The sequence below is a fragment of the Thalassolituus sp. LLYu03 genome (assembly GCF_050507655.1).
Taxonomy (GTDB): Bacteria; Pseudomonadota; Gammaproteobacteria; order Pseudomonadales; family Oceanobacteraceae; genus Venatoribacter.
This window is the reverse complement of sequence record NZ_CP191496.1, coordinates 1,196,209-1,213,559: the sequence shown is the minus strand read 5'-3', so window position 1 is coordinate 1,213,559 and position 17,351 is coordinate 1,196,209. Positions and strand designations below refer to the sequence as shown.

Genomic DNA, 17,351 nt, shown 5'->3' with positions numbered 1-17,351 from the left:
GAGGCCTTTTTTATTCGCTGGCCGCCATCAGCCGCCGAACAGATCGAAGGTAATGCCGCCGTCTTCGTCCTGATCGAGCCAGCCCTTAGGTTTGGAAAAGGTCTGCTCCATCAGCAGGGCCAGCGAATCCGGGATTTTTTTGCTCGGTTTGTCGCCCAGCATAGCTTCCATGCGGGTTTCATCCTGACCCAGACAGGCTGCCATCGTCGCCACATCCAGAGCGTTCTCAAGTAACAGGGCCTGTGCACGGCGCCAGCGGACATCTTGATTTGCCATCACTAATTCAACTCTCAGCCTTTCGATTAACAACCAAAGCTCAACAATATTTTTCTTTATGACTTTTTCCCGGCTGCTATATAGTGGTCGCGGCCGTCGGGCTGAAATATTACCTCAATATTTCTGTCATAGGCTGCTCATCTTCAAGTTGTCATCGGTTACTGAGTACAGATTATGCGTCGTGTTGTGGTTACAGGTTTAGGTATTGTCAGCTGTATCGGAAATAACAAAGAAGAGGTTCTGGCGTCTCTGAAGGCCCAGAAGTCCGGCATCCGCTTTATGCCGGAATACGCCGAACTGGGCATGCGTTCCCATGTGGCGGGCAAACCTCAGATTGATCTGGACGAGCTGATTGACCGCAAACTCAAGCGCTTCATGGGCGATTCCGCCGCTTATGCTTACTTGTCCATGAAAGAAGCCATTGAAGACTCCGGCCTGGCCGAAGAGATGATCAGCAACCCGCGTACCGGCCTGGTGGCCGCGTCCGGTGGTGCCTCTTCCAGCGATATCGTGGAATCTGCCGATATCCTGCGCGACAAAGGCATCCGTAAGGTCGGCCCGTACCGTGTCACCCGCACCATGGGCAGTGCGGTATCCGCCAACCTGGCCACGCCGTTTTCCATCAAAGGCGTGAACTACTCCATTACTTCCGCCTGCGCGACCAGCTCACACTGCATCGGCCATGCGATGGAACTGATCCAGTGGGGCAAACAGGACATCGTTTTCGCGGGCGGCGGTGAAGAAGAGCACTGGTCCCTGAGCATGATGTTCGACGCCATGGGCGCCCTGTCCAGCAAATACAACGACGCACCTGAAACGGCCTCCCGCGCGTATGACGCCAACCGTGATGGTTTCGTCATCGCCGGCGGCGGCGGCATGCTGGTGCTGGAAGAATACGAACACGCCGTTAAACGCGGCGCCAAGATTTACGCTGAACTGGTGGGCTACTCCGCCACCTCCGACGGTGCTGACATGGTCGCGCCATCCGGTGAAGGTGCCGTGCGCTGCATGCAGGATGCACTGGCCATGGCCGGCAACCCAACCATCGATTACCTGAACACCCACGGCACCTCAACGCCAGCCGGCGACATTACCGAGCTGCGCGCAGTGGGTCAGGCCTTTGGCGACAAAATACCGCCGATCAGCTCCACCAAATCGCTTACCGGTCACTCTCTGGGTGCCGCCGGTGTGCAGGAAGCCATCTACGCGCTGCTGATGCAGCAGAATGGCTTCATTACCGGCAGTGCCAACGTCACCGAACGTGACGAAGGCGCGGCGGACTTCCCGATCGTGACCACCAACCGGGAAGCGGTGCTGAAAACCGTTATGTCCAACAGCTTTGGCTTTGGTGGCACCAACGCGTGCCTCATTTTTCAGTCTGTCTGAAAAATGACATACTGGTTCGCATTTGCGGGTCATTAGTGATATTCAAGAAACACTTTTTGGGGTTTACTACGGCGCTCGTTAAGCTCAGGCAAAACAGTGCTGTAGGGTGTTTTTACCGACATCCGGCTGGTTACGCGACATCCGATACAGGCCAGCCAAACCTCAGAACGGCACAACTCGGAATAAAAATATGAAAGAAGCACCAAAGACGATGAAACAGGATGCCGTCGGACGCCATGTCGACGAGCTGTTCCTGAAAGCGGAACAGTTATCCGCTGACTTTTCTCTGTTTCCCGAATACGAAACCAACGCCGTTGACCACCGCGTTAAAGGCCTGATTTCGCCGGAACGCTGCGACCTTGAACTGGATCGCCTGCGTGGCCTGAACATCGACAATTACATTGAACAGGTGGTATCTCCGAGTGAGAACGGCAGCCGTCAGGGCGCCAAATCCATCGTTCAGAACCTGATTCTGCGCACCATCACCGAAACCGAAGACGGCCCGCTCTACTGCGCCGAAGCGGAAATGGACTTCGGTGGTCAGGTACGCCGAGTGGGCTTCATCTGCCAGAACCGCGAACACGCCAACGGCGTCTGGGGTCCACAGCATCACAACCGTGCCGCGCAGGTCGCCCGCTCTTACGCGCGCCGCGCCATGCCGATTGTGACCTTCATTGATACCCCGGGTGCAGACGCAGGCGAAGTCGCCAACGCTGGCAACCAGGCGCACAGCATTTCCCACCTGATCACCGAAATGGCCAACAACGATGTGCCGACCATCGGTATTATCTGGGGCGCCGGCTATTCAGGCGGTGCGATTCCGCTGGCCACCACCAATATTCTGCTGAGCGTGCGCGACGGTATTTTCAATACCATCCAGCCGCAGGGTCTGGCCTCGATTGCCCGTAAGTACAACCTGTCATGGCAGGAATGTGCCAAATACGTAGGCGTTTCCGCGTTCGAACTGCGCGAAGCCGGCATCATCGACGGTATCGTCGATTACGCACCGACCGATGCCGATGAAAAGCGCTACAACCTGCATCAGGCCATTACCACAGGTATTGAATCCATCGAAGCCAGTGCCGCGGATTTCGCCCGTCACAACCCGGATCTGATGGATCACTACAAGCGTTCCGTTGACCGTTTCCTGAAGCCGTCCGACAAACTGTCCAAGCTGCAGAAAGGCGCGAATTTCTTCCTCGCCCAGACGCCGACCGAGCACATCAACCTGTTCGGTCTGACCTACCGCTACACCCGTTATCTGACCCTGCGTCGCCGCATTCACTCCACCTCACTGGAGAACTACGGTCGTCTGGCAGAAAAAGAGGTGCCGGAAGGTCAGCTCGCCCAGCGTCTGGAGCGCGAATCCAAGCGTAAATTCCAGAACTGGCTGCAGGCGCCGGAAAAAATCGTTTACGACGACACGCTGCACAAAAGCTGGAAGAATTTCTGGACCAAATACGAAGACCGCGACGAGAGCCGTGGCACCATCGCCCGTCTGTTCTTCGGTGAGCCAAAAAATAATTACCTGAAAGCCAAGCAGGAACTGTGCTTCAACCTCGGCCTGTACCTGTTCAACCGCTGGAAGTCCGATGCCTCCATCAACTTCCAGGGCCTGATGGATTACCTCGAAGATTACAAACAGAGCCGCTTCCTGCTGCGCGCCAACGACATTCTGGACGCCATCGCAGTGGCCGAATTCGTTGAGAAAAACCCGCACCCGCTGGCCTCCTGGATCCGCGAGCAACTGCCGCATGAAACCCGTCAGGAACTGACTCAGGGTCTGGCGAAAGAAAAAGCCAAAGGCGCGCTCAAGCAGTCGCTGGCCACCGCCCTGAACAGCATTCTGAAAGACGAGCTGATTCCGGAAGCCATCCGCGCCGAGCTGAAACTGTCGACCCGTACCGAAGCGCTGGCCAACAGCGTGGCGGCCATGACCGTAGAAGCCAACCGCCGCATTCTGGAAGAAGCGCTGGCACCGTACATTCAGTTCCGTCAGGAAAACATCCAGAACCCGGCACACCCTGACATCACCATTCTGGATGCGATTCTGCACGACGAACTGCGCTACGAATTCAGCCAGGTGTGTCAGAACATGCTGGTATTCGGCCAGATGTACGACAACTTCATCGGCAATCTGGTGAACGTGGCGAAAGAAGCCAACGAAAACCGTGCCCTGTCACGTGAATCGCTGAAAGCCCTGCTGGAAAAATCGCTGGCGGAAGCCACCGAGGGCGACAGCTACACAGCGCAGGAACGTGAATCCTTCAACCACTGGCTGAGCTACTTCATCAAGAGCAGCCAGCGCGGCGACTTCCTGAAGTCGGTGGAAGAATGGAAAAAACTGGCCTTCCCTCGCCTGTCCGACACCCTGTTCGTGGTCATCACCTTCATCTTCGAAAAACTGATGGCGGAATACCACGAAGCCGAGCAGGACGGAAAATCGTACAACGGCCGTATCAGCCCGGTGTCCATTGGTCGTCGTAAAGACTTCTGGAACCGCCTGACCATGGCCTACCACGATCTGCTGATTCAGCAGGTACTGGACGACACCAAACGTCAGAAGAAAACCTCGGCCAAGGCGCTGATCGGTCGTTTCTTCTCCGACTTCCAAGAGCTGAACAGCAGCCTGATGTCGGCCGACCCTGTGTCCTTCCCGGGTTTCCGCAGTTCCATCGAAGAAGCGCTGAAAAAAGACGTTAAACCATGCGGTGTCATTACCGGTATTGGTACCATCCGCATTGGTGAACGCGAACAGCAGGTCGGTGCTCTGGTATCCAACCTCGACTTCCAGGCCGGCGCCTTCGATATGGCCTCCGCTGAGAAGTTCTGCAAGCTGATGGTCGAATGTGCACGCCTGAATCTGCCGATTGTGGCCTTCGTATCCTCCGGCGGTATGCAGACCAAAGAAGGTGCCGCGGCGCTGTTCTCGATGGCAGTAGTCAACGACCGTATCACCCGCTTCGTGCGTGACAACGATCTGCCGATCGTGATCTTCGGTTACGGCGACTGTACCGGTGGCGCGCAGGCATCCTTCGTGACGCACCCACTGGCGCAGACCTATTACTTCTCCGGCACTAATATGCCGTTCGCCGGCCAGATTGTGGTACCAAGCTACCTGCCAAGTACCTGCACTCTGTCCAACTACCTGTCGGTATCGCCGAAATCCATGGACGGTCTGGTCAGCCACCCGTTCTTTGATGATCTGGACGACCGTCTGCGCGCCATTGACCCCGATATGCCGGTGGCCCGTCACACCGTTGACGACGTACTCGACCGCGTTCTGCAGGGCTTTGTCACCGCCGAGCGTCTGGCTCCGGATACCGGCGCCAACGCCAGCAAGCTGAAAAAGTATGGCAAAATCGACAAGGTACTGGTTCACGCCCGTGGCTGTACTGCGGTGAAACTGATCCGCAAAGCGCAGGAAAACGACATCAAGGTCGTGCTGATTGCCTCCGACCCGGATATGAATTCCGTGCCGGTCGACATGCTCGGACCTGAAGACCGCGTGGTCTGTATCGGTGGTAACACACCGGACGAAAGTTATCTGAACGCCAAATCCGTGCTGCGCATTGCGCACCACGAAAACGTCGACGCCCTGCACCCGGGCATCGGCTTCCTGTCCGAAAGCAGCCAGTTTGCTGCGCTGTGTGGCAACCACGACATTAACTTTGTCGGACCACCGGTTTCGGCCATGGAAACCATGGGTAACAAATCCAACGCCATTAACACCGCCATGCGCGTGAATGTGCCGGTGGTTCCGGGCTCGCACGGTATTCTGACCAGCTCGGCCAACGCCGCAGCGGTTGCCGATGAAATCGGTTATCCGGTGCTGCTGAAAGCGGTACACGGTGGTGGTGGTAAAGGGATTCAGGTGGTGCATTCCGCCGACAAGATCCACGCACTGTTCCATCAGATTTCCACCGAAGCCAAAGCCGCCTTCGGTAACGGCGACGTGTATCTGGAAAAATACGTCACCTCACTGCGTCATATCGAAGTGCAGGTACTGCGCGACAGCCACGGCAACACCAAAATTCTGGGTCTGCGTGACTGCTCGGTGCAGCGTAATAACCAGAAGATTTTCGAAGAGTCCGGTTCCACCATGCTGCCGCGTGATCTGGAACAATCGGCTTACGACTTCGCCGCCAAACTGGCTGACGCTGTGAAATACGTTGGCGCCGGTACGGTTGAATTTATTTTCGACCTGCAGGCCAACACCATTTATTTCATGGAAATGAACACCCGTCTGCAGGTGGAACACCCGGTTACTGAACTGGTGTCGGGCATCGACATCGTCAGCACCCAGTTCCGCATCGCCGAAGGTGAAGCCATTGACGATCTGAAACCGGTATCAAAAGGCTACGCCATCGAAGTGCGCGTTAACGCTGAAAAAGCGGTGCGTAAAGGCGACGACGTGGAATTCGTACCAACGCCAGGCCTGATCCGTGATTGCGTACTGCCGGAAGAAGATTACATCCAGCTGATCGCCATGGCGGCGCCGGGCAAACAGGTATCGCCGTTCTACGACAGCATGGTGGTGCAGATCATTTGCTACGGCAAAGACCGTAACGACACCATCGCCAAGCTGCGTGACTATCTGGAACGCGTACGCATCACCGGCGTCTGCACCAACATTCCGCTGCTGAAGCGCGTGCTGGACGACAAGGTATTCGTGGACGGCGTGTACGACACCACCTACCTGCCGCAATTCCTCGACCGCATTGACGTCGACGCCCTGATCAAGGACATCGAAGACGCGGCCGACATGAGCGCCAACGCCGTAGACGCCGACGCCCTGAAGATCGAAGGCTCTGACGAACTCAAAGTTCTGTCACCGTCCACCAGTATCTTCTACGGCTCCTCGTCTCCGAGCGAACCACCGTTCGTGAAAGAAGGCGACATCATCAGCATCGACCAGACCCTGTGTCTGATGGAAGCGATGAAGATGTTCACCCCACTGAGCCTGAAACAGTTCAACCGTGCCGGTACCGAACTGTACCCGGCCAGTCAGAAGTTCAAGGTCACCCGGATCATGAACTCCGACGGCCAGCAGGTGAACCAGGGCGATCTGTTGTTTGTGGTTAAGCCGGTAAAAGCGGCCGAAAACGCCGCCTGATCTGCTGAACAGCACCAACAAAAAAGCCGCTGACGTTATTACGCAGCGGCTTTTTTATTGCCCGAATAAAAACACCAAGAGCGAGAAGTCAGTGGCGTTTCAGACAGAAGTTCCCGAGCCCGGTAAGAAGCGGCTTATTTACACAGATAACGGTATTTAGCCCACGGCAGCGAGGCGCAAAGAATACTCCTGCGCTTCAATTGCTCAGCAACGCCGAACACATAATGGCGGACCGGCCCTGGGCTGCTGTCCAGCCGGGCTAAAGACCAATCGCGCTGCGCAGGTAAAAGCTTATGCCAGCCAAGAACGGCCAACGACAGCAACTCTGTATCCATGGATCGTTCATTGGGCGCCATAGCAACGATGGATGCAAAGCGCTGCTGAATGTCCTCAGCAGGCCGGTCGAGCAGCATGGCCGCCTCGAGTGCGCCCAGCGGATAGAACGGCCAGTAAGGGCGCTCTGAGGCGGCTTTCTCCCATTTCGCAAGGGAACGCTCAAGATGCGGACTACGAAATTCAGGAGAAGTAATAAACGCCCGCTGACGCAGATAACGGGCCATCGCCGCATCCACTTCGGGATTAGACACCGACAGAAAATCGGCAGCCTCAAGCCAGAGATTATTCTGGGTTGTCACCGTCGCCTGACTGCCAATGGCAACCAGAGACGATACAGCCCCGAAATGAACGAGCAGACACGCCGGAAGCAAAAGGCCCCAGCGTAGTCTGCTCAAGCGATTAACGGTCTGAGGTGTAGGCATAAGCCGATGCGTAACCGGAGTAGTTATCGCCGTAACGCGCCTCTTTTTCCATATCTACTTTATTCAGAACCACACCGAGTACGCGGGCATTCGAATCGTCCAGACGACTGATACCGGCTTTAATCAGCTTGTCGCGCGTTTCATCGGCTTTTACAACGTACACAACGCCATCCACCAGAGTAGACAAGTACAAAGCGTCGCTCACCGCGTGCATGGGCGCCGAGTCAATGATGATACGCTGATAACGACCACGCAGCGTATCAAGCAGCTGACGGAAGTTTTTGGACGCCAGCAACTCAAGCGGATTTGGCGGTACTGGTCCGGCCGGAATAATATCCAGACTCAGCTCATCAATGTGCTGAATGCACTCATCCAGAGTGTCCGGATAAGCAACCGCACTGGAAAGTCCCAGGCCCGCCGTCGTAAGGCCCAACTTTCTCGCAATAGTCGGGCGACGCATGTCCGCATCGATCAGCAGCGTTTTTTCCATCTGACCGAAGGCTTCGGCCAGATTGGCTGAGGTTGTTGTTTTACCCTCGCCCGGCACAGAAGACGTCATCAGAATTACCTGCACCGGCTTTTCTAAACCGGCGAGCGTCAGGCTGGTGCGCAACGTGCGTACGCTTTCGGTAAAGCCATGATTTGAATTTTCAACAAAAGCCCGTACCAGTTCGCCATCCCACTCATCTGCTTTCGCTTTTTCAGGGATAAGCGGCACAATACCCAACAAGGCATTGCCCAGTTTACGGTCAACGTCTTCCGCATTTTTTACGGTCGCGTCCAGCGCATCCAGCAGGAAAGCCAGCGCCACACCAAACATCAGGCTGACCACCAGAGCCAACGCAACAATCAATTTTTTATTCGGTTTCGACGGTTTTTCCGGCACAACCGCAGGATCAACAATGCGCGCATTGGCTGTCTGCAAATCACCCGTCGCCGTGGTTTCACGCACGCGATTAAAGAAGGTTTCATACAGTGTGCGGTTGGCTTTAACTTCGCGCATGTATTCGCTGTGCTGAAACTCCGTCCGGTTCAGCGCACGGGCGCGTCCCTTGGCATCTTCCAGTGCTGCAACAAGCGAAGCTTCTTTGGCGGCTGCGACGTTGAAATCGCTTTCAATACTGCCGGCAATCCGCTTCATCTGGGTATGAACGGATTCTCGCACCGCGTTCAGATCCGACTGGGCGGCAATCATTCGCGGGTGCTTAGGGCCATAGCGTTTACTCAGCTCAGAGACCTTGAGCTCCGAGGTGGTTTCACTTTCACGCAATCTGGCAACCAGCGGATTGTTCACAATCGATGGCAAGGCACTCAGGCTTTCGTAGCTGGTGTTATCCAGCGCCTTGAGCTGCTTATACACGCCCTCAAGCTCTACTTTTTTCGCCCGGGCCTCTACCAGACGCTGAGTAATCTGATCGATTTCTTTGGCGACCAGTGTGTCAACACCTTCCACATCCACCAGATTATTGGCATCGCGGTAAGCCTGCAGCTTTCGCTCAGATTCATTCAGCTTATCTTTCAGCCCGCCCAGACGGTCACTCAACCAGGTAGCGGCCTGCTGCGTGAGTCCAACCTTCGCTTCTAACTGACTCTCGATATAAGCATTCGCCAGCGCATTCGCCAGACTGGCGGCCAACTGCGATGACTCAGACAACACAGACACATTGACCAACTGGGTCTTGCGCAGCGGCGAAACCGTAATGGCAGCCCAGAAATTATCCGTTGTTTTCGCCAGAATCTGTTCTTCTGTCGGAGGCTCTTCTGCGCCGAGGATAAACTCGCGCAACGAGAAACCTTTCGAGTTATCCGGGTGGTACGGATTAAATTCAGCGACATCAACCAGATGCTGCTGAATCACAACGCGGCGGGCAAGTTCACGCGACTTAAGAATTTCGAACTGAGTTAAAAAATACTCCGTCGAACGCTGACCCAGTCCATACACCTCCTCGATGGACAGAACCTTAGCTTCTTCAGATTCGATCAACAGGGTTGCGGTTGCCTGATACTTGGGCGTCAGAACCAGCGCAACCAGAACGGCCAGCAGCGTCATCACAGCACTCAGGGCGAGAATCTTCTTTAACTGACGACGGACAACGTGCCAGTAATGCGTCAGGTCGATAACTTCAACTGCAGGATTATTCATAACGGAAGTTCGGGCTCTTGCATCCATGGGCATAGTCTTCAGAAGAAACTTTGTTCAACGGTCAGTACATCGCCGGGTTTAACCACGTCGATCAACTTAACCGAAATACGCTCGCTGGAATCGTCTGATGACGTTGCGCCATCATGCTGAACGTAAATGCGCCCTTTCGAAGCCCGCTCAGTAAATCCGCCGGCAATTGAAATGGCTTTGTCGACGGTAAGACCCGGGTGAAACGGATAACTGCCCGGCTTTTCGACTTCACCCGTGATATAGAACGGGCGATATTCAACAACGGTAACGGTAACGCTCGGATCAATCAGATAAGGCCCCTTCAGACCCTCAACCAGCTTGCCTTCCAGCTCCTTCGGACTCAGTCCGGCAACGCGGATGTCGCCCAGCAGCGGATAAGAAATCTCACCGGACAAACCAATTCTGACCTCTATGCTCAGGTCTTTTTCGTCATACACGCTGATATTAACTAAATCACCGGCACCCAGTTCATAACGGGCATCATCGGCGTAAGAAAGAGAAGCCAGAGCTGCGAGAAACAGCAGAGCAATTCGGCTGAACATCAAAAAGTATCCTGTATGTCTTTTAACGACAATCGGCCTGCAATGGCAGGCCGATTGTCCGATTACATCAATCAGATTGCAGCAGACAGAGTCAGCGCAATCACGTTCTTGTCGTAATCCAGACCGGAAATATTGGAATCACGCTTGCTCTTGTTGTAGCCCAGAGTGACGTCAATATTCTTGGAAGGTGAGAAGACACCACTGATGCCGAAGCCGGTAACGTCATCTTTACGGCCATTCGAGGCATCAACGTATTCGTCACTCGACAGAGAAGCATCAACCTTCAGAGCCACAAACGGTGAGAATGTGTGAGTCCAGTTTACGGCAGAGTACTCAGACGCAATGTAGGTACCCAGAGTGGCAGACGAAGTTTCGTTGACCAACTGAGACGTCGTCAGTGTAATGACAGAGTACGACTTAGGCGAAAAGGTAACGTTGGCTTCCCAGCTGAAACGGTTGTCGGCGTCTTTGGCTGAATCATCGAACTTACGGTCCGACATACCCAGTTTCACTTCACCTGTGGTTTTGCCAGTGATATCCCAGCTTGCACCGACCAGCGTATTCAGAATCGAACCATCCGCCGCAATCGACGAAGAATTGTCGTAGCTGACTTCCGTATTGCGGATCTCAACAACCGCCTTGGTTGCTGAACTCACAGTTACGTCCAGACGTGCACTCAGTTTAGTTTTTGAGTGATCGCGGTCAGACGTAACATCACGGTTGTTCTGATACTCTTTATCCATCTGCTGCAGCGCCACGTTGGCATTCAGCATCGACGACTTGGCACCGTAGATATAGGACAGGTCATAAACCGTTTCATCGTACTGATCCGGTCTGGCGGTGTTCGTCGCTTCAGAACCTTCCAGCGTACCGGAACCACGATCATCATGGCCCTGATTCAGTTTGGCCGAAGCCGTCACTGCATTACGGGAATTCAGTGATGAGCGCACGCCCGCCTGATACAGCATATCGCTGTAATCATCGTGATCGTCTTTGCTGAACTGACCGAAATCACCTTTTACCAGGCCATCGACTGCGGTCGATCCTAAATCGACATTCACGGCCAGCGCAGGCTTCAGCCGGGTGATGCTGGAGCTCACCGCTTCGGATGAATCCTGGTTGTAAATGTTGTCGCTATCACTGATGGACAGTTCAACAGAAGGCAGCAACTTGACGCCACTCCCCATTTCGATACCCATAGGTTCTGTGGCGTACGCCGCCGAGCTCATCGTCGCAGCAGCAAGAAGTGACAGCTTCCAAGCTTTCATAATATTACCCTGACCCAAAATGTGATTCCGATATCTTGCAAAGCAGCCTGCAAGACCGAATTAAAACACCAGCGATTATCAATTATCATGGCCGCGGTTACCATACTTAACCGAATAAAAGGCAACAATTCATCTCAACTGATGCCCTGCCTTCTCCGGCAGCCGGTAATTCCGGAGCCAATGAAGTAACAGATAAACCAAACAACCAAAAGTAAGTCCCGCACAACCCCACAGACTATCGAGCCAGTCGAAGTGTCGTGATGCAAAAAACTGCTGGTGCAACTCATCAGCGAGCAACCCCGGCACCAGCACAAGCATGACCGCAACAATACGCAAAGCGTATGACACTTTAGCCACCGCCTCAGACGCCAGAGCAGCCAGCAACGACAAGGGCGATGCCAGAATAAAATGCATCCATTTATCGCCTCCTAACAGGGCTTCAAGAGCCAAAATCTCGGGCAAAAAGAAACCACCGGATTTCAGACCGCTTAAAGCAACCAGAGCGACCGCATACGCCAAAAAGAGAACAATCATTTAGTGGACGTTATTGCCAACGAAGCCCTTAAAGAAAGTCAGGAACACAATCTTAATATCCATCCATAAAGACCAATTGCGGATGTAGTCCAGATCGTAATCCACACGACCGCTCATTTTATCGAGCGTGTCGGTTTCGCCGCGATAGCCATTAATCTGGGCCCAGCCTGTAATACCGGGTTTCACCTTATGGCGCAGCATATAAAACGGAATCAGTTTGCGGTATTCCTCGTTGTGAGCCACTGCATGAGGACGAGGACCTACCACCGACATACTGCCCTGCAGCACGTTAATAAACTGCGGCAGTTCATCCAGCGATGTCTTGCGGATAAAGGCACCCAGCGGGGTGATGCGTGCATCGCCTTTTGTCGCCTGCTTTACTTCCGCGCCGTTATCCAGCGTGGTCATACTGCGGAACTTCCAAACCAGAATACGGCGACCATCAAGTCCGTAACGGACCTGCTTGAAAACCACAGGCCCGGGGGACGTGAGTTTTACGGCAGCAGCGATCACCAGCATAGGAACAGCAATCACCGCGAGCACCGACAGCGAGAAAACGATGTCAAACATACGCTTCAGCACGTCGTTAATGCCAAAAATCGGTGACTCATAGACGCTTAAGGTTTGCATGCGGCCAACTTCAGAAAGGCGTGCATACAACAGATTGAAGGTGAAGAAATCCGGGATCAGATGAACAGAGGCCGTCGTATCACCGCACTGCAGCAGAATATCGTTGATTCGTTTCTGAGCTTTAAGCGGCAACGCGATAAAAATCACATCAAACTCGCCCTGCTTTGTCCGCTCAATCAGCTGGTCGATACTGCCCTGCAGCTTAGCGTCAGGAAACTCCTCGACAATACGTTCATTGGAACGATCATCGAAGAAGCCCATAAAGCGATAACCCAGCTGAGGGTTTTTCTTCAGCTCCTTGCGCATTTGCCAGGCACTTTCATTGATGCCCACAATAGCCACACGCCGGGTGTTGTAACCACGTTCGCGCAATCCGAAGAGAATCTTACGCAGCACCAGCCGCCAGCCAGTCAGCGCAAACAGCCCACCCAACATCCAGCTACCGACCACCAGACGTGAGAACTCTTCGCTGACCTTGGCAAAAAAGCCCAGCAACAACAGCAGACAGCAGGCACCAGCCCAGCTCATTGAAGAAACAGCCAACATACGCAGCGTTGTGGCTGCACGCCACGACCTGTATAGATCGGCCGATTCGCCGATCAACAGAAACGCGAGAACGCCGATCAGGCCAGATGCGAGATATCGTTCAGAGAACGGAACCTGATAGCTCTGCGCACACAGCAGCAAAACCGAAAGAATAATGGCAGCGTCGGCGATACGGTAAGCAACGCTGAAGCTGCTCTGATTGGATTTAATCAGTCCCTGATTAGTCATCGGTCATCCCTTGTTCACTTCAGCTCCGGTCTCAGACCGCGTGGAAACGGAAGCGGATTATGTAGACTGCATCACACTCTGTCTATCTATACGCCCTTCAAAAGTGGCGCGAAAGAGACAAAACAACATGAGTGACAGGTTTCTACCAAGTGCCCAGATTGTCCTATCAGGATGTCAACGGTGTGACAAACAAGCCCAAAAAGTGCTGCCATCGCCCAAACCCGGCTCAATAGCAGGCCAAGTAGGCTAAACCGGGACATTCAATCCACACCAACACAATTCACACGGAAACAGACCCGTCATACCCGATGGCAGACAGACGCCCATCCAAGCAGGCTGAATTCAGGCCTGCGAAGTCTGAATGGACTCGACTACAGAAAGGACACACGCTGGTACAGGCGAGAAAAGAAAATCCTACTGAAGGAAGGCAGGTCAGAGAAGACACCACGGATGCTTCTCTGACGCTGCACTGCGCCAATGAATTGGCTCAATTAACGGATGCGATGATAGCCTCAACTTCGGCCACGCGCTGATTGACCAATCCGGCATTCGCCCGGCTTTCAATATTCAGACGCAGCAAAGGTTCAGTATTGGACGCCCGGATATTCATCCGCCAATCCGCAAAGGCCATGCTCAGGCCATCGGTCGTATCCAGCTCCGGGTTCCCGTCTGCGTAGAACGCCTTAACCTTGGCCAGCACAGCAGGTACATCCTGAACTTTGTAGTTGATCTCTCCGCTGCACGGAAATGCCGCCATCCGCTCGCCAACCAACTGCGACATGCGCACACCTTCAACCGACAGGAGTTCAGCCACCAACAACCACGGAATCATGCCGCTGTCGCAGTACGCGAAGTCGCGGAAATAATGGTGCGCGCTCATTTCACCGCCATACACAGCGTTTTCAGCCCGCATGCGCTCTTTGATGAAGGCGTGCCCGGTTTTGCTCTGCACAGCAATGCCGCCTGTGCGCTCGACACAGTGAACCGTATTCCAGGTTAAGCGAGGATCGTGGATGATTTTTTCGCCCGGATTCTTACGCAGGAAAGCTTCAGCCAGCAGGCCGACAATGTAATAACCTTCAATAAAATTGCCCTGCTCGTCGAACAGGAAGCAACGATCGAAATCACCATCCCAGGCGATACCCATGTCGGCGCCATGCGCAATCACGGCTTCAGCGGTAGACGAGCGATTCTCCGGCAACAGAGGGTTGGGAATACCATTCGGAAAGGTCGCGTCAGGCTCGTGATGCACCTTAATAAACTCAACCGGCACACCCGCCGCCTGGAAAGCAGCTTCTATTGCATCCACCGCCGGGCCCGCCGCCCCATTACCGGCGTTCACAACCAGTTTGAGGGGTTTCAGTGATGGCAAACTCACATACCCCAGCAAATGGGCAACGTATTCAGGCATCAGATCCAGATTTGAGCACTCACCCTGGCGTTCAGATACAGCAAACTCAGCCTGCTCCGCCAGACGTTTAATATCGTTCAACCCCGTATCGCCACTGATCGGCTGCGCGTTCCGGCGAACCAGTTTCATACCATTAAAGTCAATCGGGTTATGACTGGCCGTGACTTCGATACCGCCATCGACATCCAGATGAAAGGCGGCAAAATACACTTGCTCGGTACCCGTCATACCAAGATCAATCACATCGCAGCCGGCATCCATCATGCCGCGTGCCAGTGCATCTTTAAGCTCTTTGCTGGTAGCACGCACATCGCCCCCCACAACAACCCGGCGGGCATTCAGATACTGCGCATACGCCCTGCCTATGCGGTAGGCAATGTCGGTGTTCAGCTCATCACCCAGACGACCACGAATGTCATAGGCCTTAAAGCAAGTTAGCGTTGTCATTTTATATCCTTGAAAATCGGGAAATCGCCGGAAGCCGGAAGCCGCTTCAAGCTTCAAGCCTCCGACACAGCCATCGGCCTCACGCCCGGCCGTACTGGTCTTTCAGACGCACAATATCGTCTTCGCCAAGATAAGAGCCGGACTGCACTTCGATCATCTCCAGCTCAATAACACCTGGGTTCTCAAGACAATGAACCTGTCCAATCGGAATGTAGGTCGACTGGTTCTCGGTCACTAAAAACGTCTTTTCGCCATTCGTTACCTTGGCGGTACCCGACACCACGATCCAATGTTCGGCGCGATGGTGATGCATCTGTACAGACAGTTTGGCACCCGGCTTAACCGTAATGCGCTTTACCTGATAACGCAGCCCGTGATCGACAGAGTCGTATTTACCCCACGGACGATACACTTCACGGTGCTGATGATGCTGATTGCGCCCCTGAGCCTTAAGCTCGGCAACAATATTCTTAACATCCTGCACCTTGTCTTTACTGGCAACCAGCAAAGCATCCGGCGTATCGACAATCACCAGATTATCGACACCCAATGTTGTGACCATTCGGCTGTTGGCCGACACGAACGAGTTCGTTGACTGCTGCAGAATCACATCATCGGTTTCCAGATCACCTCCGACCATCACGGCATTGCCGTTTTCATCTTTATTGGCAATATCCCACAAGGCCGACCAGCTGCCGACGTCGCTCCAGCCGGCATCCAGAGGTGCCACCAGAATCTCAGAACCGCCCGCTTTAGACAGCGGTTCCATAATCGCGTAGTCAATGGATTCATCCGGACAGGCTTTAAACGCTGTCTCGTCGACACGGATAAAATCGTAATCCTGGGCCGTTCCCGCCATCGCCTGTTCACAGGCTGAATAGATATCCGGGCGGTACTGTTTTAATGCCGCCAGATAGCGGTCGGCACGAATCATGAACATGCCGCTGTTCCACAGCCACTTGTTCACACCACTATCGGTTTTCTCGGAAAAATACTGCTGGGCTGTCGGCAAATCCGGCTTTTCTACAAACTGCTCTACGGCAAACAGCGCATCACTTTCTGCATGGCCAACCTTGATGTAACCATAACCGGTGGCGGCTTCCGTCGGCACAATGCCCAGTGTTCCGAACTTACCGGCCTTTACCGCAGGCAAGAGTTGCATGGCCGCTTGCTGGAAAGCTTTGGTATCACGAATGACATGATCTGCCGCCAGAATCAGCATAATCGGGGCTTCTTCTGCTCCGCCGTTTGCACGCAAAATCTGCATCGCAGCCAAGGCAATAGCAGGCGCCGTGTTACGGCCCACCGGCTCAAGCAAAATGCTGGCCTTATGGTTCTGCTGACGCATTTGCTCTGCTACCAAAAAACGGTGCTCTTCATTGCAGATCACCACAGGTTCAGCAGACACCAGCCCACTCAGACGGGCGGCGGTTTCCTGCAGCATGGTCAGGTGGCTGTTAAGTGCCAGAAACTGCTTGGGAAATGCCGTGCGTGACAATGGCCACAAGCGGGTGCCGGATCCTCCGGCCATGATAACAGGGATCATATAAAGCCTTTTTCCTTATCTAGATACCAACGGCTATGGGCATGCACAGACTCGTTGGTCATAAACTCACACTCAGAGAGCCAAAGGTACTGATTATGCTGCTCATACGGCAAAGCACTGAAACCATCCGGTAACCTGACTTCAAACCCACTGACGACGTAGTGTGTTGATATTCGCTCACCGCCGTCTGTAAATATACTGTCTTCGTAAAAATGCTCGTACAACCCCAGGAAACGGCCATCAGCGATCGCCAGACGAACCCCGAGTTCGCTTTCCGTCAAACGAGCAAAGGCATCCGCCAAAGATTCGTTCTTTAAGATGCGGCCACCTGGCACAAACCAGTACCCCTGAGCCGGGCGATTCACCCGCTCGCCGACCAGAATCCGGCCAGAGCTGTCACGTACCAAAAGGTCGATAGACACCAAAGGTGTACTATCGACCACAACCTGAAAGGTTTGGGCATCCAGCCAGGTCTTAACGTCTGCCATAA

General features: G+C 54.0%; 12 protein-coding genes. 2 read left to right on the top strand and 10 right to left on the bottom strand.

Annotated elements, in window-relative coordinates:
• Positions 1 to 27: 27 nt before the first annotated feature.
• Positions 28 to 276, bottom strand: a complete 249-nt coding sequence (locus tag ACQUQU_RS05590; RefSeq protein WP_430462263.1) for a hypothetical protein — start codon at positions 274 to 276, stop codon at positions 28 to 30.
• 174 nt (positions 277 to 450) lie between these two features.
• Here ACQUQU_RS05590 and fabB point away from each other — a divergent pair, with 174 nt between their 5' ends.
• Both fabB and ACQUQU_RS05580 read left to right on the top strand, forming a co-directional pair.
• Complete coding sequence (fabB, locus tag ACQUQU_RS05585; protein ID WP_430462262.1) at positions 451 to 1,662, top strand: beta-ketoacyl-ACP synthase I; 1,212 nt, start codon at positions 451 to 453, stop codon at positions 1,660 to 1,662.
• A gap of 190 nt (positions 1,663 to 1,852) precedes the next feature.
• Positions 1,853 to 6,778 (top strand): biotin carboxylase N-terminal domain-containing protein, encoded by a 4,926-nt coding sequence (locus ACQUQU_RS05580; RefSeq protein ID WP_430462261.1) that lies wholly within the window; start codon positions 1,853 to 1,855, stop codon positions 6,776 to 6,778.
• A gap of 134 nt (positions 6,779 to 6,912) precedes the next feature.
• Here the strand turns inward: ACQUQU_RS05580 and ACQUQU_RS05575 are convergent, their stop codons facing one another.
• The 9 genes from ACQUQU_RS05575 to ACQUQU_RS05535 all read right to left on the bottom strand — a co-directional run bounded on the left by ACQUQU_RS05575 (position 6,913) and on the right by ACQUQU_RS05535 (position 17,349).
• Positions 6,913 to 7,413 (bottom strand): hypothetical protein, encoded by a 501-nt coding sequence (locus ACQUQU_RS05575; protein ID WP_430462260.1) that lies wholly within the window; start codon positions 7,411 to 7,413, stop codon positions 6,913 to 6,915.
• Between the two features lie 100 nt (positions 7,414 to 7,513).
• A complete protein-coding gene (locus ACQUQU_RS05570) occupies positions 7,514 to 9,679 on the bottom strand; it encodes a GumC family protein (RefSeq protein ID WP_430462259.1) in 2,166 nt (721 codons plus the stop codon).
• A 38-nt stretch (positions 9,680 to 9,717) separates the two neighbouring features.
• Positions 9,718 to 10,251: a polysaccharide biosynthesis/export family protein gene (locus ACQUQU_RS05565; RefSeq protein WP_430462258.1), complete on the bottom strand. Its 534-nt coding sequence runs from the start codon at positions 10,249 to 10,251 to the stop codon at positions 9,718 to 9,720.
• 71 nt (positions 10,252 to 10,322) lie between these two features.
• Positions 10,323 to 11,519: an outer membrane beta-barrel protein gene (locus tag ACQUQU_RS05560; RefSeq protein WP_430462257.1), complete on the bottom strand. Its 1,197-nt coding sequence runs from the start codon at positions 11,517 to 11,519 to the stop codon at positions 10,323 to 10,325.
• A 129-nt stretch (positions 11,520 to 11,648) separates the two neighbouring features.
• Positions 11,649 to 12,053, bottom strand: a complete 405-nt coding sequence (locus ACQUQU_RS05555) for a VanZ family protein (protein ID WP_430462256.1) — start codon at positions 12,051 to 12,053, stop codon at positions 11,649 to 11,651.
• Positions 12,054 to 13,457 carry an undecaprenyl-phosphate glucose phosphotransferase gene (locus tag ACQUQU_RS05550; RefSeq protein ID WP_430462255.1) on the bottom strand — a complete coding sequence of 468 codons (1,404 nt, stop codon included), beginning with the start codon at positions 13,455 to 13,457 and terminating at the stop codon, positions 12,054 to 12,056.
• A gap of 487 nt (positions 13,458 to 13,944) precedes the next feature.
• Positions 13,945 to 15,315 carry a phosphomannomutase CpsG gene (locus ACQUQU_RS05545; protein WP_430462254.1) on the bottom strand — a complete coding sequence of 457 codons (1,371 nt, stop codon included), beginning with the start codon at positions 15,313 to 15,315 and terminating at the stop codon, positions 13,945 to 13,947.
• A gap of 79 nt (positions 15,316 to 15,394) precedes the next feature.
• Entirely contained in the window at positions 15,395 to 16,861 is a 1,467-nt protein-coding gene (locus ACQUQU_RS05540) for a mannose-1-phosphate guanylyltransferase/mannose-6-phosphate isomerase (RefSeq protein ID WP_430462253.1), read from the bottom strand.
• Complete coding sequence (locus tag ACQUQU_RS05535; protein ID WP_430462252.1) at positions 16,858 to 17,349, bottom strand: GDP-mannose mannosyl hydrolase; 492 nt, start codon at positions 17,347 to 17,349, stop codon at positions 16,858 to 16,860. Before ACQUQU_RS05535 ends, ACQUQU_RS05540 begins: the two co-directional genes overlap by 4 nt.
• Positions 17,350 to 17,351 lie beyond the last annotated feature (2 nt).